Annotated in this window: 25 protein-coding genes, 3 tRNA genes and 1 riboswitch; of the genes, 9 read left to right on the forward strand and 19 right to left on the reverse strand. The window is 69.2% G+C overall.

Annotation, left to right across the window (positions count from 1 at the left end):
• The first annotated feature begins 81 nt into the window (after positions 1 to 81).
• Positions 82 to 1,203 (forward strand): HNH endonuclease signature motif containing protein, encoded by a 1,122-nt coding sequence (locus NLX83_RS39750; RefSeq protein WP_254240473.1) that lies wholly within the window; start codon positions 82 to 84, stop codon positions 1,201 to 1,203.
• Here the strand turns inward: NLX83_RS39750 and NLX83_RS39755 are convergent.
• The 5 genes from NLX83_RS39755 to NLX83_RS39775 all read right to left on the reverse strand — a co-directional run bounded on the left by NLX83_RS39755 (position 1,200) and on the right by NLX83_RS39775 (position 5,761).
• Positions 1,200 to 3,440, reverse strand: a complete 2,241-nt coding sequence (locus tag NLX83_RS39755; protein ID WP_254240474.1) for a HelD family protein — start codon at positions 3,438 to 3,440, stop codon at positions 1,200 to 1,202. The genes NLX83_RS39750 and NLX83_RS39755 overlap by 4 nt on opposite strands.
• 96 nt (positions 3,441 to 3,536) lie before the next feature.
• Positions 3,537 to 4,025 (reverse strand): GbsR/MarR family transcriptional regulator, encoded by a 489-nt coding sequence (locus tag NLX83_RS39760; protein WP_254240475.1) that lies wholly within the window; start codon positions 4,023 to 4,025, stop codon positions 3,537 to 3,539.
• Between the two features lie 73 nt (positions 4,026 to 4,098).
• On the reverse strand, positions 4,099 to 5,049 hold the full coding sequence (locus NLX83_RS39765; RefSeq protein ID WP_308209507.1) for a sigma-70 family RNA polymerase sigma factor: 951 nt from the start codon (positions 5,047 to 5,049) through the stop codon (positions 4,099 to 4,101).
• Between the two features lie 92 nt (positions 5,050 to 5,141).
• Positions 5,142 to 5,297 (reverse strand): hypothetical protein, encoded by a 156-nt coding sequence (locus NLX83_RS39770; RefSeq protein WP_254240477.1) that lies wholly within the window; start codon positions 5,295 to 5,297, stop codon positions 5,142 to 5,144.
• 134 nt (positions 5,298 to 5,431) lie between these two features.
• On the reverse strand, positions 5,432 to 5,761 hold the full coding sequence (locus tag NLX83_RS39775) for a hypothetical protein (RefSeq protein WP_254240478.1): 330 nt from the start codon (positions 5,759 to 5,761) through the stop codon (positions 5,432 to 5,434).
• A 235-nt stretch (positions 5,762 to 5,996) separates the two neighbouring features.
• Here NLX83_RS39775 and NLX83_RS39780 point away from each other — a divergent pair, with 235 nt between their 5' ends.
• Positions 5,997 to 6,740 carry a nucleotidyltransferase domain-containing protein gene (locus NLX83_RS39780; RefSeq protein ID WP_254240479.1) on the forward strand — a complete coding sequence of 248 codons (744 nt, stop codon included), beginning with the start codon at positions 5,997 to 5,999 and terminating at the stop codon, positions 6,738 to 6,740.
• On the opposite strand, the gene NLX83_RS39785 is transcribed toward NLX83_RS39780, so the two are convergent.
• Positions 6,721 to 7,182 carry an Lrp/AsnC family transcriptional regulator gene (locus NLX83_RS39785; RefSeq protein WP_254240480.1) on the reverse strand — a complete coding sequence of 154 codons (462 nt, stop codon included), beginning with the start codon at positions 7,180 to 7,182 and terminating at the stop codon, positions 6,721 to 6,723. The two genes, NLX83_RS39780 and NLX83_RS39785, sit on opposite strands and share 20 nt — an antisense overlap.
• A gap of 94 nt (positions 7,183 to 7,276) precedes the next feature.
• On the opposite strand from NLX83_RS39785, the gene NLX83_RS39790 reads away from it, so the two are divergent.
• Genes NLX83_RS39790 through NLX83_RS39800 form a run of 3 tightly spaced genes read left to right on the forward strand, consistent with a single transcriptional unit; the run spans position 7,277 to position 9,995 of the window.
• Complete coding sequence (locus NLX83_RS39790) at positions 7,277 to 8,962, forward strand: MOSC domain-containing protein (RefSeq protein ID WP_254240481.1); 1,686 nt, start codon at positions 7,277 to 7,279, stop codon at positions 8,960 to 8,962.
• The gene (locus NLX83_RS39795) at positions 8,959 to 9,792 is read left to right on the forward strand and encodes an aminoglycoside phosphotransferase family protein (RefSeq protein WP_254240482.1); all 834 of its coding nucleotides are present in this window, start codon (positions 8,959 to 8,961) and stop codon (positions 9,790 to 9,792) included. Before NLX83_RS39790 ends, NLX83_RS39795 begins: the two co-directional genes overlap by 4 nt.
• A gap of 47 nt (positions 9,793 to 9,839) precedes the next feature.
• Entirely contained in the window at positions 9,840 to 9,995 is a 156-nt protein-coding gene (locus NLX83_RS39800; protein WP_254240483.1) for a hypothetical protein, read from the forward strand.
• 236 nt (positions 9,996 to 10,231) lie between these two features.
• Here NLX83_RS39800 and NLX83_RS39805 read toward each other — a convergent pair whose 3' ends face one another.
• Both NLX83_RS39805 and NLX83_RS39810 read right to left on the reverse strand, forming a co-directional pair.
• Positions 10,232 to 10,717 carry a DinB family protein gene (locus NLX83_RS39805; RefSeq protein WP_254240484.1) on the reverse strand — a complete coding sequence of 162 codons (486 nt, stop codon included), beginning with the start codon at positions 10,715 to 10,717 and terminating at the stop codon, positions 10,232 to 10,234.
• Between the two features lie 10 nt (positions 10,718 to 10,727).
• Positions 10,728 to 11,567, reverse strand: coding sequence for a bifunctional 5,10-methylenetetrahydrofolate dehydrogenase/5,10-methenyltetrahydrofolate cyclohydrolase (locus tag NLX83_RS39810; protein WP_308209510.1), 840 nt, complete (start codon positions 11,565 to 11,567; stop codon positions 10,728 to 10,730).
• Between the two features lie 30 nt (positions 11,568 to 11,597).
• Positions 11,598 to 11,691: riboswitch (ZMP/ZTP riboswitch) on the reverse strand.
• Between the two features lie 53 nt (positions 11,692 to 11,744).
• Between NLX83_RS39810 and NLX83_RS39815 the strand changes: the two genes are divergently transcribed.
• On the forward strand, positions 11,745 to 12,590 hold the full coding sequence (locus tag NLX83_RS39815) for an arylamine N-acetyltransferase family protein (protein ID WP_254240485.1): 846 nt from the start codon (positions 11,745 to 11,747) through the stop codon (positions 12,588 to 12,590).
• 49 nt (positions 12,591 to 12,639) lie between these two features.
• Here the strand turns inward: NLX83_RS39815 and NLX83_RS39820 are convergent, their stop codons facing one another.
• From NLX83_RS39820 to NLX83_RS39840, 5 genes are all read right to left on the reverse strand, one after another.
• On the reverse strand, positions 12,640 to 12,909 hold the full coding sequence (locus NLX83_RS39820) for a hypothetical protein (RefSeq protein WP_254240486.1): 270 nt from the start codon (positions 12,907 to 12,909) through the stop codon (positions 12,640 to 12,642).
• Positions 12,909 to 13,829 (reverse strand): YihY/virulence factor BrkB family protein, encoded by a 921-nt coding sequence (locus NLX83_RS39825; RefSeq protein ID WP_254240487.1) that lies wholly within the window; start codon positions 13,827 to 13,829, stop codon positions 12,909 to 12,911. Before NLX83_RS39825 ends, NLX83_RS39820 begins: the two co-directional genes overlap by 1 nt.
• 115 nt (positions 13,830 to 13,944) lie before the next feature.
• Positions 13,945 to 14,754 (reverse strand): EamA family transporter, encoded by an 810-nt coding sequence (locus tag NLX83_RS39830; RefSeq protein ID WP_254240488.1) that lies wholly within the window; start codon positions 14,752 to 14,754, stop codon positions 13,945 to 13,947.
• 2 nt (positions 14,755 to 14,756) lie between these two features.
• The gene (locus NLX83_RS39835; protein ID WP_254240489.1) at positions 14,757 to 15,242 is read right to left on the reverse strand and encodes a MarR family winged helix-turn-helix transcriptional regulator; all 486 of its coding nucleotides are present in this window, start codon (positions 15,240 to 15,242) and stop codon (positions 14,757 to 14,759) included.
• A gap of 23 nt (positions 15,243 to 15,265) precedes the next feature.
• A complete protein-coding gene (locus tag NLX83_RS39840) occupies positions 15,266 to 16,117 on the reverse strand; it encodes an SDR family oxidoreductase (protein WP_254240490.1) in 852 nt (283 codons plus the stop codon).
• A gap of 212 nt (positions 16,118 to 16,329) precedes the next feature.
• On the opposite strand from NLX83_RS39840, the gene NLX83_RS39845 reads away from it, so the two are divergent.
• Together NLX83_RS39845 and NLX83_RS39850 are read left to right on the forward strand one after the other, a co-directional pair.
• Positions 16,330 to 17,514: a Cmx/CmrA family chloramphenicol efflux MFS transporter gene (locus NLX83_RS39845; RefSeq protein WP_254240491.1), complete on the forward strand. Its 1,185-nt coding sequence runs from the start codon at positions 16,330 to 16,332 to the stop codon at positions 17,512 to 17,514.
• Between the two features lie 30 nt (positions 17,515 to 17,544).
• Positions 17,545 to 17,970, forward strand: a complete 426-nt coding sequence (locus tag NLX83_RS39850; protein WP_254240492.1) for a DoxX family protein — start codon at positions 17,545 to 17,547, stop codon at positions 17,968 to 17,970.
• On the opposite strand, the gene NLX83_RS39855 is transcribed toward NLX83_RS39850, so the two are convergent.
• The 5 genes from NLX83_RS39855 to NLX83_RS39875 form a co-directional block, all read right to left on the reverse strand.
• Positions 17,967 to 18,386 (reverse strand): MarR family winged helix-turn-helix transcriptional regulator, encoded by a 420-nt coding sequence (locus NLX83_RS39855; RefSeq protein ID WP_254240493.1) that lies wholly within the window; start codon positions 18,384 to 18,386, stop codon positions 17,967 to 17,969. The two genes, NLX83_RS39850 and NLX83_RS39855, sit on opposite strands and share 4 nt — an antisense overlap.
• Complete coding sequence (locus NLX83_RS39860) at positions 18,373 to 19,047, reverse strand: DJ-1/PfpI family protein (RefSeq protein ID WP_254240494.1); 675 nt, start codon at positions 19,045 to 19,047, stop codon at positions 18,373 to 18,375. Before NLX83_RS39860 ends, NLX83_RS39855 begins: the two co-directional genes overlap by 14 nt.
• 194 nt (positions 19,048 to 19,241) lie before the next feature.
• A tRNA-Gln gene (locus NLX83_RS39865) sits at positions 19,242 to 19,317 on the reverse strand.
• 16 nt (positions 19,318 to 19,333) lie between these two features.
• Positions 19,334 to 19,407, reverse strand: a tRNA-Leu gene (locus tag NLX83_RS39870).
• A gap of 1 nt (position 19,408) precedes the next feature.
• Positions 19,409 to 19,482 (reverse strand) — tRNA-Leu (locus tag NLX83_RS39875).
• A 356-nt stretch (positions 19,483 to 19,838) separates the two neighbouring features.
• On the opposite strand from NLX83_RS39875, the gene trpS reads away from it, so the two are divergent.
• Positions 19,839 to 20,858, forward strand: coding sequence for a tryptophan--tRNA ligase (gene trpS, locus NLX83_RS39880; RefSeq protein ID WP_254240495.1), 1,020 nt, complete (start codon positions 19,839 to 19,841; stop codon positions 20,856 to 20,858).
• A 2-nt stretch (positions 20,859 to 20,860) separates the two neighbouring features.
• Here the strand turns inward: trpS and NLX83_RS39885 are convergent, their stop codons facing one another.
• Positions 20,861 to 23,626, reverse strand: a complete 2,766-nt coding sequence (locus NLX83_RS39885) for an NACHT domain-containing protein (RefSeq protein ID WP_254240496.1) — start codon at positions 23,624 to 23,626, stop codon at positions 20,861 to 20,863.
• Positions 23,627 to 23,667: the final 41 nt, after the last annotated feature.

The following is a 23,667-nucleotide window of genomic DNA, read 5'->3' on the forward strand; positions in this document are numbered from 1 at the left end:
TTGCGTTTCGGGCTTTTCGGGCGCCTGGCAATTCATCCTTTAGAGCCATGATCGACTATTATTGTGCGATAAAATGGAGACATGACCCTCGATGTGACTGACGCGAAAGTCAAGGCAACGTTCACCGGTGTCGGTAAAGCCGTCGTTGCATTCCTGGTGGCGTTGATGGAGTATGTCGCTCAGCTCCGGCCCGCTGAACGTGAGTACGCCGAGGAGTTGCTGATGCCGTTGTTGCGGATCTCCAAGGAGAAAGCATCACGACTCCTGGCCAAAGCCGCCGATTTGACCGCTCGTCCGGTGGTCTTGCAGGCGCTGGCCGAAGGCCGCGTCGACGAAGGCAAAGCGTTGATGATCGTCGAACTCCTTCAGCCCCTCTCGGCCGTGCAGGCCGCCACTGCTGAGGAAGCGTTGTTGGCGCACGCGGAGAACAACGCCTACTCCGCCACCCGCCAGTACGCGCGCCGCTACATCGACCGGCTCGACCCCACCGCCGCCGAACACCGCCACCAGGAGAAGCGCGAGCAACGCAAGGTGGAGAAGACCAACCTTGATGACGGCATGGCATCACTCCGGTTGATCATGCCCGCCCTGGACACCGCGTTGGCCTTTGATCACATCGACGCCATCGCACGCGGCCTACCCAAAGACGGCCGAACACTGGATCAGAAACGCGTCGACGTGGCCCTGGACCTGTTGCTGGGTAAGGAAACCGGTGCCGCGCAGGGTCAGGTGACGGTGAACCTCACCATGGCGATCAGCTCCCTGATCGGCATGGACGACGATCCGGCCATCCTGCAAGGGCACGGGCCGCTGCCGATCAAGATCGCCCGGGATGTCGCCGCAGGAGGGATCTGGAAGCGCATCCTGACCGACCCGGTCACCGGGATCGCCGAGGACGTCACCACCTACCGGCCCACCGCGAAGCAGCGGGAACTGATTGCCGCCCGCTACCCCCACTGCACGATGATCGGATGCCGACAGCCGGTGCACCGCTGCGACCTCGACCACTGCTGCCCCTTTGACGGAAGCAACACGTCAGTCGACAACCTCCGGCCGAAGTGTCGGCGGCACCACCGGATGAAGCACGAAACCAGCTGGCAGTGCCAGAACCTGGAAGACGGACGTCATGTGTGGAAGACGCCGGAGGGGCGGGTCTACGAATCCGAAATGGAACCGATCGCGGAACCCGCCCCGCCGTTCTAGGCGAGCGCCCCCGCAAGAGAATCCGGGAGCGGGGTCGAATGCACGATTCCCAGTCGCTGGGTTGCGCGCGTCAAAGCGACATACAGATCCTTGAGACCCTTCGGGGATTCCTCGCGGATCGAAGCGGGCTCGACCACGATGACAGCGTCGAATTCCAGGCCCTTCGCCTCGCGCACGGTGAGAACACTGACGCGATCAGAAGGAGAAAGCACAGAAACCGCGTCGCGGAGGGCGGTGGGGATGATGACGCCGAGAGTGCCCTCGCCGACCTCGGCCAACTCCTTCTCGACGAGCTCGGCGAGGCGGGCGGGGAGATCGTCGGTGGTGACCGGGAGGGACCACGGGGGGACACCGGTGCTGCGCACGGACTTGGGCTCGGCGATCGGCGGGGCGAACTCGCGGAGGACGGCGGTGGCCACGCGCATGATCTCGGCGGGAGTGCGGTAGTTGACGGTCAGCTCCTCCATCCGCCAGCGGTTCTCCATGTGCGGGGCCAGCACCTGCTCCCACGACTCGGCGCCCGCCAGGTCACCGGTCTGCGCGACATCGCCGACGAGGGTCATCGACCGCGCGGGGGCCCGCCGCATCAGCAGCCGCCACGCCATCGCGGACAGCTCCTGCGCCTCGTCGACGATCACATGGCCGAAGGTCCACGTGCGGTCCTGCGCGGCGCGCTCGGCGGTGGTGAGGTTGCTGGACCGCTCCTGCCGATCGGCGAGGTGATCGGCGGTGATCATGTTCATCGCCATGAGGACGTCGTCATCGGCGACCTCCTCGTCGATGCGCATGATGTCGACGACGCCCTCGGCGAACTCCAGGCGTTCCCGCCGCTTCTTCTCCGCGAGCGCCTTCGCGGCCCGATCGTCCTCACCGAGCAGCTCCATCGCCTCGTCCAGCACCGGCACGTCGGCAGGCGTCCAACCGAAGTGTTCGGGGCGGTGCAACAAAGCGCGCTCCTCCTCCGACAGGTGCGGGAACGCCGACTCCAGCAGCTCGGGGGAGGCGTAGAGCTCCTTCAACAGCCGCTGCGGCGTCAACACGGGCCACAACCAGTCCAACGCGGCGAGCACATCGGGCTCCTCGCGCAGCTCCCGGGAGATGTCCGCGAGATCGCCCGCCTCCAGCAGGTCCGCGCCCAAACCCTCGGCGACGAGCCGGGTCAGCTCCTTGATGATCGCGGCGGCGAAGGTCGGCTCGGCGCGGTTGTGCAGCGTGCCCAGGCGCAGCGCGGCCGCCTTCGCCCGCTCCACGGCGGCGGGCTCCAGCAACAGCGTCTCCCGCTCGAAAACGATCTCCATCGGCTCGTCCGGCACGCGCTGGCGGTCGGCGACGGCCCTGGCCAGCACGGTCACCATGTCGGGACGACCCTTGATCTCGGCGGCGGCGTCGGGCTCGGTCAGCCGGGGCCGCACATCCGGGAACAGGTCCCCGACGGTGGCCATCAGCACCCCGGTCTCGCCGAGCGAGGGCAACACCTGGGAGACGTAGTTCAGGAACGCCGGGTTCGGGCCGACCACGAGCACACCGCGCTTCGCCAGCTGCTCGCGGTGCGTGTACAGCAGGTACGCGGCGCGGTGCAGCGCCACAGCGGTCTTGCCGGTGCCGGGCCCGCCCTGCACGACCAGCACCCCGTGCAGCGGCGAGCGGATCACGTTGTCTTGCTCGGCCTGGATGGTGCGGACGATGTCGGTCATCCGCCCCGTGCGCTTGGCGTTGAGCGCGGCCAGCAGCGCCGTCTCGCCGGTCACATCGTCGGCGTCCTCGACACCGGAGAGATCCAGCAGCTCGTCGTCGACGCCGATCACGGTGCGCTTGCGGATACGCAGGTGCCTGCGCATCCGGACGCCCTCGGTGCTCGCCCCGGTCGCCACGTAGAACGGCCGCGCCGCGGGGGCCCGCCAGTCCACCAGCAGCGGCTCGTAGTCGTTTTCCTCGTCGAGGATGCCCATCAGGCCGATATAGCGGTCGGTCTCGTCGGTGAATTCCAGCTTGCCGAAGCACAAACCCGTTTCGGCGGCGGCGTACTGCGCCAGCTGTTCGGTGTGGAGCCGGGTCGCGGCATTTCTCTCGGTGTGCGCCTGCTCCGAGTCCGGGACCTGCCGAAGCGCCGAGGAGAGGAACTGTTGTGCCTGCTCACGCAGGGTGTCGAAGCGGTCGTACAGTCGGGCGACGTAATCCTGCTCAGCGGCGAGCGCGGTGGTCTCGCCCGTTTCCGGCGCATTCGAGACGGTTGACAACCGGACCCTTCTCCCTTACAATCAGGTGCAGCGGCTGAATGCTGCTCCTTATTTTGCGCATGCGGAGCCGACTATAGCGTCCGTTTCCCTTCGGCGCTAATCCCCTTTTTCGGCGAGGCGCTCCTGCCACTTCGCCAGCAGTCTCGGCATCTCGGTCTCCATGAACCGGAAGAACGCCAGCGTCTCGGTCATCCGCTCGCCCGCGGGCGTGTGCTCGCCCAGCACCTCGATGCCCTCGGCCAGCACCTCCGCCCAGCGCTCGAAGATCCGCTTGCGGCTGAGCACGGTCTGCTGCCACATGGCGCCGGAGACCTGGAAGTGGTCGCGGCGGGTGCCGGGCTCGCGGTCGCGCACCGCGATCTGGGTGTCGCTGAGGTAACGCACCGCCCCGGAGATCGCCGCGGGAGACACCCGCAGCGCCTCGGCCAGCTCGGCCGCGGTCAGCTTGCCGGAGTCACTGACCAGCAGCGCGATGAAGACGCGCGCGGGCATCCTGGGCCAGCCGACATCGGAGAGCATCGCCGCCGACCGCTCGATGAACGAGGCCAACTCCTCGTCGCCGAATCCGGAGTCCTCCACGGTCATCTCGCCTCCAGCCTGCCGGGGTCGCCGAGGAGTTTACCCGTGTCACATCATTCACTAATTTGTGAAACACAGGTCAGCTCGCCCAGTCCAGCAGGCCCTGGTGCCGCTGCGGATCGCGCAGCCGCCGCATCGCCTCCTTCTCCAGCTGCCGGATCCGTTCCCGGGTCAGGCCCAGGTGGTCGGCGATCTCCTGGAGGGTGCGCTGGCGGCCGTCGTTGAGGCCGTAGCGCATCGTGATGATCAACGCCTCGCGGGGCGGGAGCTGCTCGATCACCGCGCGCAGCTCGTTGGCCAGCGCCCGGTACTCGATCACGTCGGGGGCGGAGAGCACCTCGGTGTCCTGGATCAGGTCGCCCACGCGGGTTTCCCCGTCGGTGCCGACCAGGCTGTCCAGGCTCAGCGACTCGCGGCCGACGCGGCGCAGCTCGACGACCTTGTGCACGGGAACGCCCGCGGTGATCGCGACTTCCTGGGCGGTGGGTTCGCGGTCCAGGCGGGACTGGAGCTCGCGCTCGACCTTCGCCAGCTTCGACAGCGTCTCGACGACGTGCACGGGGAGCCGGATGGTGCGGCCCTGCTCGGCCATACCGCGGTCGATGGCCTGCCGGATCCACCACGTGCCGTAGGTGGAGAACTTGAAACCCTTTGTGTAGTCGAACTTCTCCACCGCGCGGATCAGGCCGAGGTTGCCTTCCTGAACCACGTCCAGCACTCCTACGCCGCGACGTGCGTACTTCTTCGCGGTGGCGACCACGAGCCGCAGGTTCGCGCGGATCATGTGCGCCTTGGCCTCGGCCCCGTCCCGCGCCACCAGCTCCAGCTCCGAGGCGGCGCGGCCCCGGTGCGCGCCCCGGTCGAGCAGGTGCCTGGCGTAGACGCCGGCCTCGATCCTCCTGGCCAGCCACACCTCCTGCTCGGCGGTGAGCAGCGGTGTAGCGGCGATCTGGTTGAGGTACTGCCGCATCAGGTCGGGTTCCTCGCCTGCGAGGCGCGGCTCCTGTCGCCGAGCGGATACCCCGTTCACGTGCGCCACCTCCGGCCGTCGTGGAGAACGATCTCCATTTCGGCTACCCGGATCGGGCGGAGGCAACCTGGTTCAGGCCGGTCCGATCCTCCTCAGTCCGATCCGCGCACGATGTGCGGCTCGGTCTCGCGGGGCTCGTCGCCCAGCCAGGACCAGCGGGCCCAGACCGCGGTGTTGTGCGTGTCGGCCGGGGCTTCCGCGCTGCGCGGAAACGGCACCACGCTCTGTCGTGTCGTCGTCCTTCCCATGGCACTTTCCTCCTTCCCCCCGCCGTCACCGGCGCGGGCTGTGAGTCTCCCTACACCGTGGTGATCGCCACCAGAGTCGTCATCGTTTCGATGTACCACTCGTTGGGAAAGAACTTGACTCCACAGTGAAAGAGCTACTTACCCAGGGGGTGTGCCCGGTAGTTGTCCGCGATGAACTTCGCCACCACCATCGGGGCGGGCGCGGCCTGGGCGGGCGAGGGGCTCAGGTACTGGTGGTCGGTGGGCTCGGCGTCGACGTCGAAGGCGGACCGGACCGCGACCGACCAACCGGCGCGCGGGGTCCAGCAGGCCGCGACCGAGCTGCCCGCGAGGTCCATCCGGACGGAGTCCGCGCGGTGGTCGGCCCCGAGGTCGAGTCGTTCCACCAGGATCGCGTGGTCCAGTACGGCGCGTTCCACTTGCAGGAAGTAGTCGATCGAGACCGCCGTGGCGTGTTGAGACATGTGCTCACCGTAAGCGCCAGGAGGCTGCGGCGCCATCGTCGGTCTCGGTGAGAGCGCGTGCCGCCATGCGTCGCAGCGCGCCCGAGATCGCTTGCGGCACAGGGGCACCGGCTCGCCTCGTCCAAAGTGGACCTTGCTGTATCGATGCCTTGATCGATCCGGTGCGGATTGCAAAATCGATTGCGCAGAGTGATCACCGCGGGCCGGGAACGGCCGTTCTCGTAAGGTGGCGGGCATGTTCACCGTCGAGGAACGGAACCGGTTGCGGGACAGCCTGATCGAGGCGGCTCGCGCGGACGGGCGGATCACCGGGGCCGCGCTGACGGGCTCCGCGTCGGTGGGAGCGGAGGACCGGTGGTCCGATGTGGATCTCGCGCTCGGTGTCGAGGGCGGCGTGGACGCGGTGCTCGGTGACTGGACGGAGTTGATGTACCGCGAACACGGCGCGGTGCACCACACCGATGTCGGGTTCCGCTCCACGGTGTACAGGGTTTTTTTGCTGGACAACACTTTGCAGGTGGACATCGCGTTCGCGCCGGTCGAGGAGTTCGGCGCTCTCGCGCCCACCTTCCGGCTCGTTTTCGGCACGGCGCGGGAACAACCGCAGCAGGAGGCCGCCGATCCCGTGCCGTTGCTGGGCATGGGGTGGCTCCACGCGTTGCACGCGCGGTCGAGCATCGAGCGCGGCCGGGTGTGGCAGGCGGAGTACATGATCAGCGGTCTGCGAGACCACGTGCTGGCGCTGGCGTGCGTGCGGCACGGGCTGCCCGCGAACCAGGGGCGGGGCACGGACAAGCTGCCCGCCGCGGCCACCGAGATCGTGTCCGGCGCGCTCGTCCGCTCGTTGGAGATCTCCGAGCTGTGGCGGGCTTTCGGAGTCGCCACGGACGCGCTGCTGATCGAGGCGGAGCTGGTCGACGCCTCGCTCGCGGAGCGCCTCGCCGGGCCCCTGGAGCGGCTCAGCCGGTCGGCACCGTGAGGCCGACCTTCACCCGGTCCAGCACGACGTTGGTGGTGAAGCGCCGGACGGTGGGGTTGTCGAAGAGCACGCGCTTGGTGACCGCGTCGAACTCGGCCATGTCCCGCGCGCTGATCACCAGGACGAAGTCGATCTGGCCGGTGACGCAGTAGCACTGCTGCACGTGCTCCTCGTCGAGGAACCGCCGCCGCAGCTCGTCGAGCAGGTGCGCGCGTTCCCGCTCCAGCTCCACCAGCACGACGAAGGTCATGACCTGGCCGAGCGCGCGCGGGTCGAGCACGGCGACCTCGCCGCTGATCGTGCCGTTCTCGCGCAGCCGCTTGATCCGCCGCTGCACGGCCGCCGAGGACAGGCCGACCTCCGCGCCGATGTCCTCGGCGATCGTCCGGTTGTTCCGCTGGATGATGGCCAGGATCGCTCGGTCCACGTCGTCGATCTGCATGACTGCACGATAGGCGTCGCGCGCGCGGCGTGGCCGCGCCTCCAGCGCTGATCGCGCGCCCGAACCGCGTGCGCGGTATCTAGGATTTCCTGTCATGCGGCTCGACGGGGTTTATCGGTATCCGGTGAAGGGCTTCTCCGGGCAGGAGGTGCCGGAGACGGTGCTGCTGCCCGGCCGCGGAGTGCCTTTCGACCGGCACCTCGCCGTGGCGCACGGTGGCCGGGACGTCGCCGAGGACGGAGCGTGGACCACGTGCCACGCCTTCGTGCGCACCGGGCCGTTCCAAGGACTTCCGTTGTTCGGGATCGACTTCGACGGCACAGCGCTGTCGATGAGCCGGCCCGGTGGGGTTCCGGTGGAGATCCCGTTGGACGACCTGGCCGATGCCGACGCAGTGCTGGCGGACTGGTTTCCCGGGGCGACGCCGCGCCTGGTGCGCGCGAGCAACGGGTACTGGGACTACTCCGACGCGGGCGTCTCCTTGATCAACAAAGCCACGATCGCGTCGCTGGGGCACGGCATCGACCCGCTGTCCTTCCGCGCCAACTTCTACCTCTCGGACCTCGAGCCGTGGGCGGAGTTCGGTCTCATCGGCAGGCGCATCCGGGTCGGGCAGGCGGAGCTGGAGGTGCTGCGGCCCATCGACCGCTGCGCGACCACGTCCGTCCACCCCGTCACCGGCGAGGAGGTCACGAACGTGCCCGCCCTGTTGGCGCGCGACTACGGACACATCTACTGCGGTGTCTACGCACGGGTCGTAGTCGTGGGACGCGTGGCAGCGGGTGATCCGATCGTCGACCTCGGGCCCGCGCCCGGAGCCGCCCTCGCGGCCACCGAGCCGTACAACGCGCCACCCGCGCAGCAGTGGCCTCGCCCGGCGCGCGTGGTCCGGCGGGTGCGGGAGAGCGCATCGGTGACCAGTTTCTGGCTGAGCGACCCACTCGCGGGAGTGCGGCCAGAACCGCTTGCCGGGCAACACATTCGAATCCACCACAGTGGACGGTGGCGGGCGTACACGGTGTCGGCCGTCGAGGGCGACCAGCTGCGGATTAGTGTGAAGCGCGACGGCGTGGTGTCGGGGCTGCTGCACGACACGGAGCCGTCGGAGCTGATCATCACCGGGCCGTTCGGGACCATGTGCCTGGACTCGGAGTCCTCGCCGTTGTTGTTGGTGAGCGCGGGAATCGGGATCACGCCGATGTTGACGATGATCCGCGCGGCGGGGGACCGGCCGGTCACGCTGCTGCACGCGGCTCGCGAGGAGTCGCCCGCGTTGTGGGCCGAGGCGAAGGAGTTGGTGCCGGATGCTCGGTTGTTCCGCAGCCCGCGTCGCCTGGACGCGGACACCGTTGTCGCTGCGGCATCTCCGGGCGACTCGGTATACCTCTGCGGGCCGGTCGAGTTCATGCGCGCGATGCGTGCAGCCCTTGTCGCGTCAGGAGTTCCGGACTCGCGGATTCACCAGGAGGTGTTCGTCTCTCCGCTCGCGACCTCGGGGGAGCGGACGCCGCCGCCGGAGCCCGGCCCGTTCCGGGTGCTGTTCGCGGAGAGCGGCGTCGAAGCGCAGTGGAAGGCGGAGTGCGGCACCTTGCTCGAACTCGCCGAGCAGTCCGGTGTGGACGTGTCGTCGGCGTGCCGGGCGGGCGCCTGTGACACGTGCGTGCGGCGGCTGAGCGGCGGTTCGACCGCATACCTCGCCGATCCCGTGCTGGCGCAGGGCAACAACCGGATTCTTTTGTGTTGCTCCGTTCCGACCAGCGATGTGATTATCGACGCGTGACGGTGGACGACTCGATTCGGCGCAAGTTCACGGTCCGGTTCGGACCTTCGGCGGTGGCGTGGCTGGACGCGCTGCCCGCGCTGGTGGAGTCGTTGTGCGCGCGGTGGGACCTCACCGTCGAGCAGGCCGTCGCGGTGGGCGGCACGTCGCGGGTGTACCGGTGCCGCCGCGAGGACGGCTCGCGCGCGTTCCTGAAGCTCACCCCGGACCGGGAGGTCGCCGCCACCGAGCTGATCGCCCTGCGCGCGTGGCGCCGGTCGCCGCACATGGTGGACGTGCTCGCCGACGACCTCGACGCGGGCGCGTTGCTGCTGCCCGCGATCGACCCGGGGACCATGATCGAGGACGAGCCCGACCTGATCCCCTTCGAGGTGTTGCGCTCCCTGCGCGAGGACGTGGACGTGCCCGCGACCGGGTTGCCGCACCTCTCGGAGCGGGTGAAGTTCATGGCGGAGCTGACGATCCGCCGTGCTCCCGAGCTGGAGTCCTTGACCGGCAAGGGGATCGAGCTGACGTACGGCGGGCCGCAGGGGCTGGTGCACGGTGATCTGCACGCCCGCAACGTCCTGCGCGGGCCGCACGGGCTGGTCGCCATCGACCCGCGCCCGACGATCGGCGACGTCACGTTCGACCTCGTGGACTGGGTGCTGACGCCGACCGTGGACACGCTCGCCGAGCTGGAGCGGCGGATCACCAGGCTCACCTCTGATTTGTCCGAAGTGGACGGTGACCGGGTGCTGGTGTGGTGCTCCGCGCTCGCCGTGGTGATCGCCGCGACCCTGCCGCCGGGCGCGCAGCGCGACTTCCTGCTGGGCCTGGCCGGGCGCTAGGTAGTTCCACGGATGTGGATCGGGGACGCTCGCCGGACCCTCAGCACATGTCCAGAGCAGGTAAGGCAGTCGCGTACGCCCTGTTGGCCTTCGCCGCGTTGGTCGCGGCAGTCGTCCTCGTCCTGGGGCTGCTGAGTGCCTTGCTCTACATCGTCCTCTGGACCGTTCTCGGTGGATGGGAACGGCTGCTGGCCAACTGGTAGTCGCCGTACTGACGACCATCGTGATCGTGTCGCCCACCGATCGTGCCGCCCCCTCAGATCATCACCCGCGCAGCCCAAAATCCCGTTTCGTACTCAAAACGGGTTATGGGAGCGCTCTTTTTCCCGTTATGAGTACGAAACGGGATTTTTAGACGGCGCCCGCGGGGGTTGGGGTGTGCGGGCGGGTGGAGTGCATGGGCTGAGTTTACTTGGTGGGCGGAGTGCGGGGGCGCGGGTTAGTCGACGGAGCCGTCGGTGAGTTCGCGGGCGATGTCGAGGTGGCCGGCGTGCCGCGCGTACTCCTGGAGCACGTGGAACAGGATCCAGCCCAGGGTGGGGCGGTCGTCCTCGGTGAAGCGCCCGCCCGCCTGGGCCAGGTCGGCCAGGCCCGCGCTCGCGGCGATCTTCCGGGAGTGCTCGGCCTGCTCCCGGTAGAAGGCGATCACCTCGGCGGTCGGGGTCTCCGGCGTCCAGTTTCCGCTGTCGCCCCAGGGGTCCTCCACCCGCTCGGCGCGGAAACCCCAGCGCAGCCACCGCCGCTCCATGTGCGCGAGGTGGTTGACCAGGCCGATCGGCGTCCACCCGGACGGCACCCGCGAGGACCGCAGGTCGGCCTCGCCGAGCCCGTCGATCTTCCGCAGCACCTCGGCGCGGTAGTAGTCGAGGTACCCCGCCAGCAGGTCGGCGGGGTCCCCCAGCGCGATGTCGGGCTCGTCGTCCATGCCCGCCAGCCTACGAGGCCGCGAACGCGGCGGTGACCGTCTGCTCCAGCAACAGCGCGATCGTGGTCGGGCCGACGCCGCCCGGGACCGGCGTGACGAGCGCGGCGTGCGGCAGGGCCTCCGCGTAGGCGACGTCACCGACGTTGCCCTCGTTGTAGCCCGCGTCGATCACCACCGCGCCCGGCTTGATCCAGTCGCCGCGGACGAACTCCGGCTTGCCGACCGCGGCCACCACGATGTCGGCGGTGCGGACGATCGACGGCAGGTCCTCGGTCCTGGAGTGGCACACGGTGACCGTGGCGTCCCTGGCCAGCAACAGCATCGCGGCGGGCTTGCCGAGGATCGGGCTGCGGCCGATGACCACCGCGTGCTTGCCCCTCGGGTCCACCTCGTAGGCGTCGAGCAGCCGCATGATGCCGCCCGGCGTGCAGGAGGCGAAACCGGGCTCGGCGAAGGACATCGCCGCGAAGGAGTGCATGGTGACGCCGTCCACGTCCTTCTCCGGCGCGATCGCCTCGAACGCGGCGCGCTCGTCGATGTGCGCGGGAACGGGGTGCTGCAACAGGATTCCGTGCACGGCCGGGTCCTCGGAGAGCTCGCGGACGGCGGCGACGAGCTGCTCGGTGGTGGTCTCCGCCGGGAGCGGGACGTGCCGCGAGGTGATCCCGGCCTTCGCGCAGCGGTTGCGCTTCATCTTCACGTAGGTCACCGAGGCCGGGTCGTCGCCGACCAGCACGGTGGCCAGGCACGGCTTGGTCCCGGTGCGGCGCTCGAACTTGGCGGCGCGCTCCGCGGTCTCCTTGACGATGGTGGCGGCGAGTTCGGTGCCGGACATCACGGTGCTGCTCACGGGGGCTCCCTGGGTGGCGTCGTCACGGTCGCTGATCACCCAGGCGCGCGGCTCGGACCGGTTCTCCCCGGTCGGGCCGCTCCCCGGTGGTGCCCCACCTCCAGCGCCAGTCACGGCCCGGGGACAGCCTACGCGACGGCTTGACCTCAACTTTGGTGTAGGTGTGAGGCTGTGGTCATGACTCCGTTGACCGAGAAGAAGCCGACCGAGAAGAAGCCGACCGGGACCGACGAGTGGAACCTCGCCGACGTCGACCTCGACGGGTACCTGGCCCGCACCGGCCACCCTCCCGTGGGGGCTCCCACCGCCGCCGCGTTGCGGTCATTGGCGGAGGCGCACGTGCGCGCGATCCCGTTCGAGAACATCGACGTGGTGCTGGGGCGGCACAAGGGCATCGACGTCTCGGTGATCAACGAGAAGGTCCTGCGCCGCGACCGCGGCGGGTACTGCTACGAGCACCAGATGCTCTTCGCCGGGGTGCTGGAACGGCTCGGCTACCGGGTGCGGCGGTTGATGGCCAGGGGCAAGGCCGACCGGTCCGGGCCGCACACGCACATGATGCTCGTGGTGAGTGCGGAGGGGCGGGACTACCTCACCGACATCGGCTACGGCGCGAACATGCTCCACCCGATCCCGTTGCGGGACGGGGTGATCGTCGACCAGGGCGGGTGGGAGCTGCGGCTGGAGGACGACAACGGCTGGTGGGTCCTGTCGAAGCGGGCGGGCGCGGAGTGGGAGGTCCTGTACGGCTTCGACCTGATCGAGCGGCGGCGGATCGACTACGAGGTCGCCCACCACTACGTCTCGACCCACCCGAAGTCGCCGTTCACCGGGCAGACCGTGGTGATGCGCCTGGAACCCGGGCTCAGCCGCCGCCTCGTCGGGCACACGCTGACCGTGGAGCGGCCGGACGGCACGGTCACCTCGACCGAGGTCACAGTGTCCACTTTGGACTCGACGTTGCGGGACCTGGGAGTGGTGCTGACCGCGGAGGAACTCGCCGCGTTGCGCGCGAGGTGGTGAGAGGCGGCGGGACCCCTATCGGGGGTGGGATCCCGCCGCCGGTCCGGTGTTACTTCCGCTTGCGCTGCACCAGCCTGCGCAGGATGGACAGCGCGCCGAGGCTCACCAGCGCCGCCTTGACGGGGTGCCGCTTCGCCTCCGCCATGATCTGCTCGACCTTGCCGGAGACCTCCGGCGGAAGCTTCTGCTCGATCCGGTCCTTGGCCTCGGACGCCTTGTCCCGCAAGGTGCCCATGTTCTCCTCGACCTTGTCCGCGACCTGCTCCGTCTTGTTCTTGGTGGTCGGTTGCGGGCGTGCGGTGTGCGGCTGGGTGGTCATCACACTGTCCTTTCCTCGGCGGGTTCGCCCGCCTCGATCCGCCGGCCCCTGGCGAGCTCGGCGTTGAACTCGGCGCCGAGCAGCACGGCGAGGTTGGAGATCCACAGCCACACCAGGAAGCTGATCACCCCGCCGAGCGAGCCGTACGTCTTGTTGTAGGAGTCGAAGTTGGCCAGGTAGAAGGCGAAAGCGGCCGAGGCGAGCAGCCACAGCCCGACCGCGAGCAGGCCGCCGGGACTGAGCCAGCGGAACCCCGGCCGCGGGTGGTCGACGTTCGGCGCCGCCCAGTACAGCAACGCGAACGCGAGGCTGACGAGCAGCACGATCACCGGCCACTTCACGATGTCCCACACGAGGACCCCGGTGGAGCCGACACCGAGCAGCTGGCCGGCCTGCTCGGCGATCGTCCCGGTCGCCACGACGCCGATCGCGCACACCGCCAGCAGGACGACGATCGCGATCGTCAACGCGAGCCGCAGCAGGATCGTCTTCCACGCCGGGCGGCCCTCCTCGGTGTCGTAGACGGCGTTCGAAGCGCGCATGAACGCCGCGATGTAGGCCGACGACGACCACAACGCACCCGCGACGCCGAGCACCGCCAACGGCCAGGCGAGCCCCTGGTTCTGCTGGAGCTCGGTGAGGGCCGTCAGCAGGATTTCCTTGCCCTGCCCCGGAACGAGAGCGTTGATGTTGTCGGTGAGCGTCCGCGTCGCCTCGGGTCCGAGCAGTCCGAGCACGGACGTGACCACGATCAGCCCAGGGAACAGGGACAGCACGCCGTAGTAGGTCAGCGCCGCCGCCCAGTCGCTCAGGTTGTCGTCCCCGAACCCGCGCACGGTCCGCTTCAGCACGGCGAACCAGGAGCGCTTCGGCAGGTCCGTCGGGCTGTCCGGGCGTACGTGGGACGGCAGCTTCGACATGCTCAGCTGCCCGGGATCGGGTCGTGGGTCACCGTCGTTCTCCTCCTGTTCGGGGGTTGCTGACTGCCTGATACCCGGATTGGGGCGGCGCAACCATGTTTTGCGGGTGGTCCGGCTACGGGTGGGCCAGGAGCGGGATCGCGATCGCCGCGCCCAGGAGACCGAGGGCTTGGCGCCGCGACAGGCGCTCGCGGAGCGCGGTGATGCCCAGCAACACCGGGATGACCGGGTAGAGCGAAGACAGCACCACGGCGATCGCGACGAGTTCTCGCTCGGCTGCCAAGCGGAAGAGGACGAGCGCCAACCCCGCGGCGGCACCGGCGGCGCAGCAGGCCAAGGCGCTGCGGGGGCGTGGGATCTGGCGGGTTGCGATGAGCAGGGGGGCAACGGTGAGGAGGCCGGTGACGCGACCCGCGAAGACGGGCCACAAGCCCGCGTCGGGACTGGCCTGGGCCAGGGCGAGGTACTGGGTGGCGATGCCGACGCTCGCGATCAAGCCGTCCGACACGGCGTTGTCGGCGCCGCCGGACGCGGAGACCAGCCAGAGGGCGGGGACGGCCACCGCGATGCCCAGCCAGGACAGGAGGGACGGGCGCTCGCCGAGCAGGGCGACGCCGACGAGGACCGGCAGCACCATGCCGCCGACCGCGCTCGTGGGGACGACGACGGACATGGCGCCCCGGCTCAGGCCGCGGAACAGGAACAGCATTCCCACACCGGTTCCGACGCCGGACAGCCCGCCCCACAGAATGTCCACTGTGGAGGGTGAGCCGGGCGTGACCAACGCGATGGCGGCCAGGAGGACTCCGCCCAGTTGACCGAGGAAGGCGACGGTGGCGAACGGGATTCGGCGCGACAGCAGGCCGCCCGCGAAGTCGGCGACGCCGTAGCCCACGGCTGACGCCAGAGCCAGGAGCGTGCCCACGGTCAGGCTCGTTCGGCTTGGCCGACCGGGCAGGGAGCGCCCGCGGTGCAGCTGTCGCGGTCGCACAGGCGGCACAACAGGTCGGCGTCGCCGACGCGGTGGTAGAGGCGGGTGAGCAGTTTGGCGAGCAGGGTGTCCAGCGTTGCGCGTTCCCCGTCGTCGAGGGCCGCGAGCACGTCGGACAGGACCGTCGTCCGCGTGGTGAGAAGGTCAGCGGCGGCCTTCTCACCCTTCGCGGTCAGCGCGACGGCGACCTCGCGGCCCTTCGCGGGGCGGCGTTCGACCAGGTCGGCGGCCTGGAGGGAATCGACCATGCGTGCGGCGGCCGACTGGGTCAGACCTATCTGGCGCCCCAGCGCGGTCACGCTGAGCTGGGGCGATGTCGCCAGGACGGTCAGCGCGGCGGCACCGCTGGTGCTGGTCATCAGATCGGTGACGGCCAGGGCCGTCGCGCCGAGCAGGTTCTCCGTTCGGGTCGATTCATGCATGACTCATGCATAACATGTCGGAGCTAGGTCAGCAGCTCGGCGACCTCGGTGGCGCCGCGAGGCGGGGTCACCCCCAGCTCGGCGAGCCGGTCGGTGCGGAGGGTGGCGCGCAGCGGGCGGTTCGGCCACTCGGGGCGCGGGGCGACGCGGATCAGGCCGGGATCGGCGCCGACCGCCTCGGCGAGCAGGCGGGACCAGGCGAGCTTGGTGTGCTTCTCCGCCGGAGCGATGTGGACGATTCCCTTGGCGCCCAAAGAAATCAGCTCGGCGAAACAGCGAGCGACGTCGTCGACGAGCGCGGGCTGGCGGATCTCCTCGTCGTCGGTGCGCAACTCCTCGCCGCGACCCAGCTTGGCCAGCACCTGGGCGGGCCAGGTCGGGCGTGGTTCCGCGCTGAGGCCGTAGAGCAGCGGCACGCGGACGATCAGCGTTGACGGCGCCTTGGCCGCGGCCCGCTCGGCGGCGAGCTTGGACCTGCCGTACTCCTGGGCGGGGTCAGGGGAGTCGGTTTCGCGATAGTCGCCCTCGCCATCGCCCGCGAAGACCCAGTCGGTGGACACGTGCAGGACGCGCGCTCCGATGCGCGTCGCATGCTCAGTGACCAACTCCGTGCCGATCACGTTGACCAGCCGTGCACGCTCCGGTTCCTTCTCGCACCGCGCGACGTCGGGGATGGCCGCGCAGTGCACTACAAGCTCCGGCTCCGCACGGCCGAAGACCTCCGACACCGAGTCGGCGCTGGTGATGTCCAGCCGTTCTCCGGCGGAGTTCTTGTTGTGGTGACACGGAATCACGGTGTGGCCCACGGCTTCGAGCCGCTGCCGCACGGCCGTGCCGAGCAGTCCGGAGGCGCCGGTGATCAGAACTCGGGTCATGAACTCAGCTTAAGTACTCGACACGCTCTGCTAGCGTCTTGTCCCGTGTCGAGCCCCGAGGCCTCCAGAGCCTAGCCACCGGTCATCCGGTGGCTGTTGCTGACACCCATCGGGTCACCGCGTCGTGGACCGCGGTCGACTTCACCTCATCTTCCTCCAGCTCCCGCGGTCCTTTTCCGGGTCGACTCCGTAAAAGCAGGGAGTACTTCGTCATGCCCTTCGCCGTCTACGTGCTGGGGGTGGCGGTCTTCGCCATCAGCACGTCCGAGTTCATGTTGTCCGGCCTGGTACCGGCCATCGCCGCCGACCTCGCCGTCTCCATCCCCGACGCGGGGATGCTGACCTCGGCGTTCGCCATCGGCATGGTCGTGGGCGGGCCGCCGTTGGCGGTGCTCACGATGCGCTGGGAGCGACGCCGCGCGCTCGGCGCGTTTCTGGTCGCCTTCGCGGTCGTGCACGTCGTCGGGGCCGTCGCCACTGACTACGCCGTGCTGATGGTGACGCGGGTGCTCGGCGCGCTCGCGTGCGCGGCGTTCTGGGCGGTCGCAGCCACCGCCGCGATCGGCATGGCCGGTGAGAACGCCAAAGCCCGCGCGATGTCCGTTGTGGTCGGTGGGACCACGCTCGCGTGCGTCGCCGGTGTGCCCGGTGGAGCCTTCCTCGGCCAGCACCTGGGGTGGCGCGCGGCGTTCTGGGCGGTCGCGGTGCTGTCGGCGCTGTCCGTGATCGCCGTGCTGGCGACGTTGCCGCCGAGCGCTCCGGGGCCGGTGGCGCGCGTCGAGCTGAAGCCGTTGTTCAGCAAGCCGCTCGTCGTCGCGTACGCGCTCAACGCGCTGGTCCAGGGCGCGACGTTCTGCACGTTCACCTACCTCGCTCCGCTGGTGACCGAGGTCGCGGGGCTCGGAGCCGGGTGGATTCCGGGCACGTTGGTGCTCTTCGGCATCGGGTCGTTCATCGGGATCACGGTGGGCGGGCGCATCGCCGACGCGCGCCCGCTGACCGTGCTCGGGGCCGGGATGGCCGCGCTCGCGCTCGGCTGGGCCGTGCTGGCGCTGACCGCGGGCAATGCCGTGGTCGCGGTCGCGCTCGTGTTCGTCCAGGGGCTGCTCGCCTTCGGCATCGCGCCCGTGCTGACCTCGCGGGTGTTCTACCTGGCCGGGTTCGCGCCGACGCTGGCCGGTGGGTTGAGCACCGCCGCGTTCAACGTCGGCAACACCGTGGGCCCCTGGTTCGGCGGGCTGGCCATCGACGCCGGGCTCGGGTTCCGGTCCCCGGTGTGGGTCAGCGCGCTGATGATGATCATGGCGCTGGGGGTGTTCGCGCTCATCCCGAAAAATTCCGGGAAGAATGTCCGGCGACGTGTCGATCCGGGTCGCGCCCGTTCGACGCATGGGTAGAAGCGAGGTCGTGAACGAGGAGGACAAGTCATGTCGGAGAACACGAAGACCCGTCGGATCACCAAGGCCCAGCTCGACGCGGGCGTGCTCGCGGCAGTGCGCGTCGTGACGGGCTTCCTCTTCGTCAGCCACGGCGGCCAGGGCATGTTCGGCTGGTTCGGCGGCGTCGACGGCGCGGGCGGGACGGTGCCGTTCGGCTCGTGGCCGGGCTGGTGGGGCGGCGTGATCGAGCTGGCCGGTGGCGCGCTCGTCCTGATCGGCCTGTTCACCAGGTACGCGGCGGTGCTGTGCTCCGGCGCGATGGCCTACGCGTACTTCGTCGTGCACCAGCCGATGGCGCTGCACCCGATCTCGAACATGGGTGAGCTGGCGGCCATCTACAGCTGGGTGTTCCTGCTGATCGCGGTCCTCGGTCCGGGCGCGCTGGCCCTGGACAACCTGCGCAGGCGGCGCTAACCCTCGAGAGTCCGGGCCAGGGCGGCGCGCAGAGCGTCGTCCTGGCCCGGTTCCAGTTTCGCCCGCACGTCCTCGTCGAGGCCGGAGATCACGGCCTTCGCCTTGGCCAACAGCTCGCGGCCCTGGTCGGTGAGATCCAGCCGGGCGGGGTGCCCGTGCCCGGCCAGCGTGCGCCTGACCGCGCCCTGGTCCTCCAGCATGAGGACCGTGGCGCGCATGCTCTGCGTGGTGATCCCCGCGCGGCGGGCGAGATCGCTGTAGGAGACCTCCGGGTTGCGCGCGACGTGGCCGAGCGCGCCGAGGTGCCGCATGGTCAGGCCGAGCTCGCCGAGCGCCGCGTCGACCCGGCGTTGCAGCTCCCGGCCCGCGACGACCAGCAGCATCACCGTCGACGACGTGTTCTCATCCTCGGCCACCGGCAGAGTGTCCCAGGCCGGTGACCAGCCGCTCGGAGAAGGCCAGCGTGCGCGCGGTCAGCCCGGGCCCGGCCAGCTCCGGGGTGCCGACGCCGAACAGCGGCTTCGGCGCGTACTCGGAGGCCAGCTCGGCGATCATCGCCAGCTCGTCCCCGGCCAGGTCCTGCACCAGCCGGAAACCGATCTCGTGGCAGCCGGTCGCGGGGCCCGCGGTGATCCGGTTGCGGTCCTCGACCACGTTGCCGCGCTCCGGGATCGCGCCGACCAGCGGCAGCCTGTCGTGGAGCTGGAAGTTCGTGGTCGCGCGGTAGCCGCGCAGCAGTCCGGCGGCGCCGAGCAGCAGCGAACCCGCGCACACCCCCGCCACCCACCGCGCCCGGCTTCCCCGGTCCGCGAGGAACTCCAGGGTTTCGGCGTCCTCCATGACCTCCGGCGGCACGGCTCCGGCGAAGAGCACGTCGAGGTCCTTCGGGCAGTCGGCGAAGGTGGTTGTGGCGCGGGTCGGGAAGTGCGGCGCGCCCGCGATCTCGTCCCGGTTCTTCCAGGCCAGGTGCACGTTCGCGCCGGGGATCATGCTGATGATCGTGTGGAAGCCGACCACGTCGATCTGCATGAAACCGGGGCAGACCAGGATCGCGATCTCCAGGGGCTTGTCGGTCATCGGTGGGCCCTTCCGTCGTGAGGCTGCAGTCAAACTAACAGTCCCACTGCAGCCCGCGCAATACAGGCGTTTTTGCCCCGAATGAGTCATTGAGGTACTTGAAGGCCCTGAATGAGTCATTCGGGGAGTTGAGCGCCCCCAATGACTCATTCAGGGCGCTCCAGTGCACCAATCGCGACATTGGCGTGACGGGGTGGCTGTCCGTCGAGGGGTCGAACCTCGGTCTCCGCGTTCAGAGCGCGGCGTCCATGCCTGCTGGACCAACGGACATCGTGGGTGGTGGGCGTGCCCCCGCCAGGATTCGAACCTGGACCGGCCGCGTCCTGAACGCGGTGCCTCTGCCGATTGGGCTACGGGGGCGTGCGGTTCCGGGGAGTCGAACCCCGACTGGGCTGGCCCTCAACCAGGTGCCTCTGCCGATTGGGCTAGAACCGCTTGTGGCGCAAGCAAAAAGCCGCCCCGATCGGGACGGCTTCCACGGGTGCTGACGAAGGTCAGGTCGAGGAGGCCGCCGGGAGCAGCAGCTGGAGCGACAGGAGTTGAGTGGTGTTCATGACTGCCTCCTTCGCTCGGTGGTGTGTGCCCATCATCTCCGCGCCCCGCGCTGGACGGCAACGGGTTTTCCGGGTGTATTCTGCTCGCATGCTTCGCACCGCGTGCCTCGGTTGGTGGCGCTCCACTTAGGAGCGGCACCCCGTCAGCATGCCAAGGGCCGTTCGGATGAGCGGCCCTTTTTCGTTCCCTGGCAAGGGATGCGGCCGCGTCCGGCCCATCACCGACAGGAGAACGTCATGACCAGCGCGCTACTGGAACAGTCCGTCGTCGAGGCCCCCGCCACCTTCCGCGTGCTCACCGGGGACCGGCCGACCGGGCGGCTGCACCTCGGGCACTACTTCGGCACGCTGCACAACAGGATTCGCTTGCAGCGCCTCGGGGTCGAGGTGTTCCTGATCATCGCCGACTACCAGGTGCTGACCGATCGGGACATCGCCGAACGACTACCGGAGCACGTCGAGGACCTGGTGCTGGACTACCTCGCGGTCGGCTTCGACCCCGGGCGCGGCACCGTGTTCGCGCACAGCGCGGTGCCCGCGCTCAACCAGCTGCTGCTGCCCTTCCTCAGCCTCGTCTCGGTCGCGGAGCTGGGGCGCAACCCCACCGTCAAGGACGAGATCGCGCACTCGCGGCAGGCGGCGGTGAGCGGGCTGATGTTCACCTACCCCGCGCACCAGGCCGCGGACATCCTGTTCTGCAAGGCCAATCTCGTTCCGGTCGGCCAGGACCAGCTGCCGCACCTGGAGCTGACCAGGACCATCGCCCGCCGGTTCAACGACCGCTACGGCAAGGTCTTCCCGGAGCCCGCGCCGATGCTGTCCGCCGCACCGCTGCTGCTGGGCACGGACGGCGCGAAGATGAGCAAGAGCCGCGGCAACGCGATCTCCTTGTCCGCCACCGCCGATGAGACCGCGCGGCTGATCCGGGGCGCGAAGACCGACGCCGACCGGCACATCACCTACGAGCCGGAGCGTCGCCCCGAGGTCTCCAGCCTCGTGCTTTTGGCTTCACTGTGCCAAGATCGCGATCCGCACGAGGTCGCGGCGGAGATCGGCGGCGGTGGCGCGGCGGTGCTGAAGCGAACTGTGACCTCCGCCGTGAACGACTTCTTGGCACCGATCCGAGCTCGTCGGGCCGAGCTGGCGCGAGATCGCGGTTACCTGCGGCAGGTGCTGCGGGTCGGCAACGCTCGCGCCAACGAGATCGCGGACACGACGCTGACGGAGGTGCGGCAGGCGATGCGCAGCGTGTACTGAAGTCAGTCGCGCGCGAGGAAGATTGTTTCGGTCGGGATCGCCGCGAACATCGCGCGTCGCTCCAGGAGGGTGATCCCGGCCGCGATCTCCGGCAGTCGCAGGCACATCGCGGTGAAGCGGAGCGTCGACGCGGCGGTGAGCGGCAGCTCGCGGTGGAGCATCGGCGACGCGACCGCCTGGAAGCGGTGTGCGACCTGGCGTTCCCAGTCGCTTTCGCGGGTCCTGGCGCTCTCGGCGAGCCGATCGGCCAGGACGTCGAGCGAGACGACGGTGTCGTGGACCGGGGAGAGGTTGAGGAAGTCGTGGCGGAACGCGGTAAACCAGGTCTCCGGCTTCTTCGACCGGAACGCCGCCGCCAGCGCGGAATCCAGCACCCGGCCGGTGTCATTGGGGCGCACCAGGTCGGTCAGCTTCTGCACGAGCTTGTGCATCGCGTGCCGCTCCTGCCGCGCGAACTCCCTGAGCTGGGAGAACCATTCGCGGTCGATGGGGACGTCCTGGGCGTCGTTCGCCTGCTGGCGCACCACCTTGCGCTCAGCCGCGCGGATCGACTCCTGGGCATCGCGGAACGAGGCCAGCGCTCCGTGGGCGGTGGCGATGTCGTCGTCGAGGCCGAGCGGAATCGGCAGCGCGTCGACCAGCGCGCTGTCCAGGTCGCGTGGGTACTGGAGCTGCTTCGCCCAGGCGGCACAGCGTTCCAGGACCTTGTCGTTTTCGAGCTGTGAGTAATGGTTCACCTGCTGGCGAACGTGCTCGGCGGCGGTCTCGGCGACCCTGCGCAGCATCAGGAACCTCAGCATCGGTTCGAGCCGGTCGAGATCGTTGTCGATGTGCTGCCGGAGGGTCGCGGCGTCAAGGGCATTCGGATGCTTGGCTGCGGGCGGCAGCCACAGGCCATCGCCGGTCCACACGGTGTGCTCGGCGGGAACAAGGCGCTGTGCGGCGGTCATCTCGTCGGCTGTGGGCAGCCGGTAGCCCGACTCGTCCTCGGTGATGGTGTTGGTCCACCGCACGAAGGCCGCCGCGTCGCTGGCGCGCACGCCTGCGACCGGATCGGTCCAGCCGCCGCCGTCCGGCGCGGGGTTTCCGGTGTCGGTCAGGAACAACTCGTAAACGCTCGCGCTGATCGGGCGGGCGCACACCGGGCCGACGCGGTCCCGCAGGTGGCGGATGAGTTGGACGGTTGTGCGCAGCCGTTGACGCTCAGGAGAGTCGTCCTCGCCGCTGAGGAGATCCTCCAGGCTCGCGCGGAGATCGGGGTCGAGGTCGCTGCTCTGCTCGGCGCAGTCGAAGGCCAGTGACAGGGCGTTGACGGTCCCAGACTGCAGGCAGGCCGCGACGATGGGGTCGGCGTCGGACTGGGCGGCGTAGAGGAGTGACGTCTCGCGCCACCACAGATCGTCCACAGTGGACGTCAAGACGTCGACAAGGCTTTTGTCGCGGATGTGCGCCGCGGCGAGGGATTCCTGGAAGGTCAGGTGGGCGAAGCAGAACAGGTCGCTCTCCCGCTCGACGACCAAGCCGAAGGAACAGACCTCGGTGAGGAAAGCATCCGCGGTGACATCGGTGGCCATGCGGCTCAGCGCGTCCTTGAGCGTGGACAGGACTTGCTTGCGCGGAAAGTCCCGAACCCGCTCGCGCATCATGGTGAACGCGAGCCCGCGCAGCAGGGTTTCCTTGCGGTCGCTGCGCAGGTCGGAGCTCAGCTTCTTGGCCTCCTGCCGTCGCCAGAGCATGACCTGGCAGATCTCGTTGTACAGCTCGGCGCGACTGCCGGGGAGCGCGCCCCGGTAGCGGTGCACGTTCGCGATCATGGTGAGCAGCAACGGGTTCGCGGTCAGCTCGGCGAGGCCGGGAGCGTGGTGCAACCGGCGGAGCAGGTCGTCGGCGAGGCCCTGGTGGTCGGGCTGGTGCCGCTCGACGGCGCGGTACCAGCCGCGTACGAAAAGGGTTACCTGCTCCTCGGTGAAACTGCGCACCTGCACCACGACCGCGCCCTCGACGCTCGCGCTGCGGAAGCCACGTGGCCGCGAGGTGATCACGAAGTCGTTCTTCGAGTACTGCCGCGCCTGGCTCTCCACCCAGTCCGCGACCTTGCGCCGGTCCTCCTGGCGGGACACCTCGTCGAGGCCGTCGAGCAGGACGACGCAGTCACCGTCGCGCAGACGCTGCTCGAACCAGCCCGGGGGCTCGACGGTGCGGTAGTGACCGAGGGAGGTCCGGAGCAGCGCGGGTACGGAGATGTCGTGGTTCCCGACGATCGCGGACACGTGGTCGCGCAGGTACAGCAGGATTGGCACGGTGCGCCGCCGTCCACGAGGAGAGCGGCTGATGCTGCGCGCGGTGTGCCGGAGCAGGGTGGTCTTGCCGCTTCCGGGAGATCCGGTCACCGCGAGCACGACCGCCTCCTCACGGTCGAGGAAGTGGCCGATGGAGTGGCGGTGGGTGACGTCGGTGGGCAGGTCGGCGAGCACGCTCTCGGACACCTGGTGCGGCGCCCGGTAAGCGAGGCTGACGTCGACGAAGACCTCGTCCAGTTCCGGCGTGTAGTAGCCGACGGTCGCGAGTCCCTTGAGGTCGACGAACCGCAGGCTGTCCAGGACGAACTGGCGGTAGCGCCGACCGAAGCGGGTGACCTTCCGCCGCAGGATCTGGTCGGTGTGCTCGACGAGCCGCGCGCGCCACCGCTTCCACAGCTCCTTCGGTATGAACAGCAGAGCCACGCCGCCGGTCAGGGCACCGATGAACAACCAGCTCCAGAGATCCACGGCCAGGAGTATGCAGCACCGGCAAATGCCAGTGTCGGTGT

This window comes from Allokutzneria sp. A3M-2-11 16, from assembly GCF_024213555.1.
Classification (GTDB): domain Bacteria; phylum Actinomycetota; class Actinomycetes; order Mycobacteriales; family Pseudonocardiaceae; genus Allokutzneria.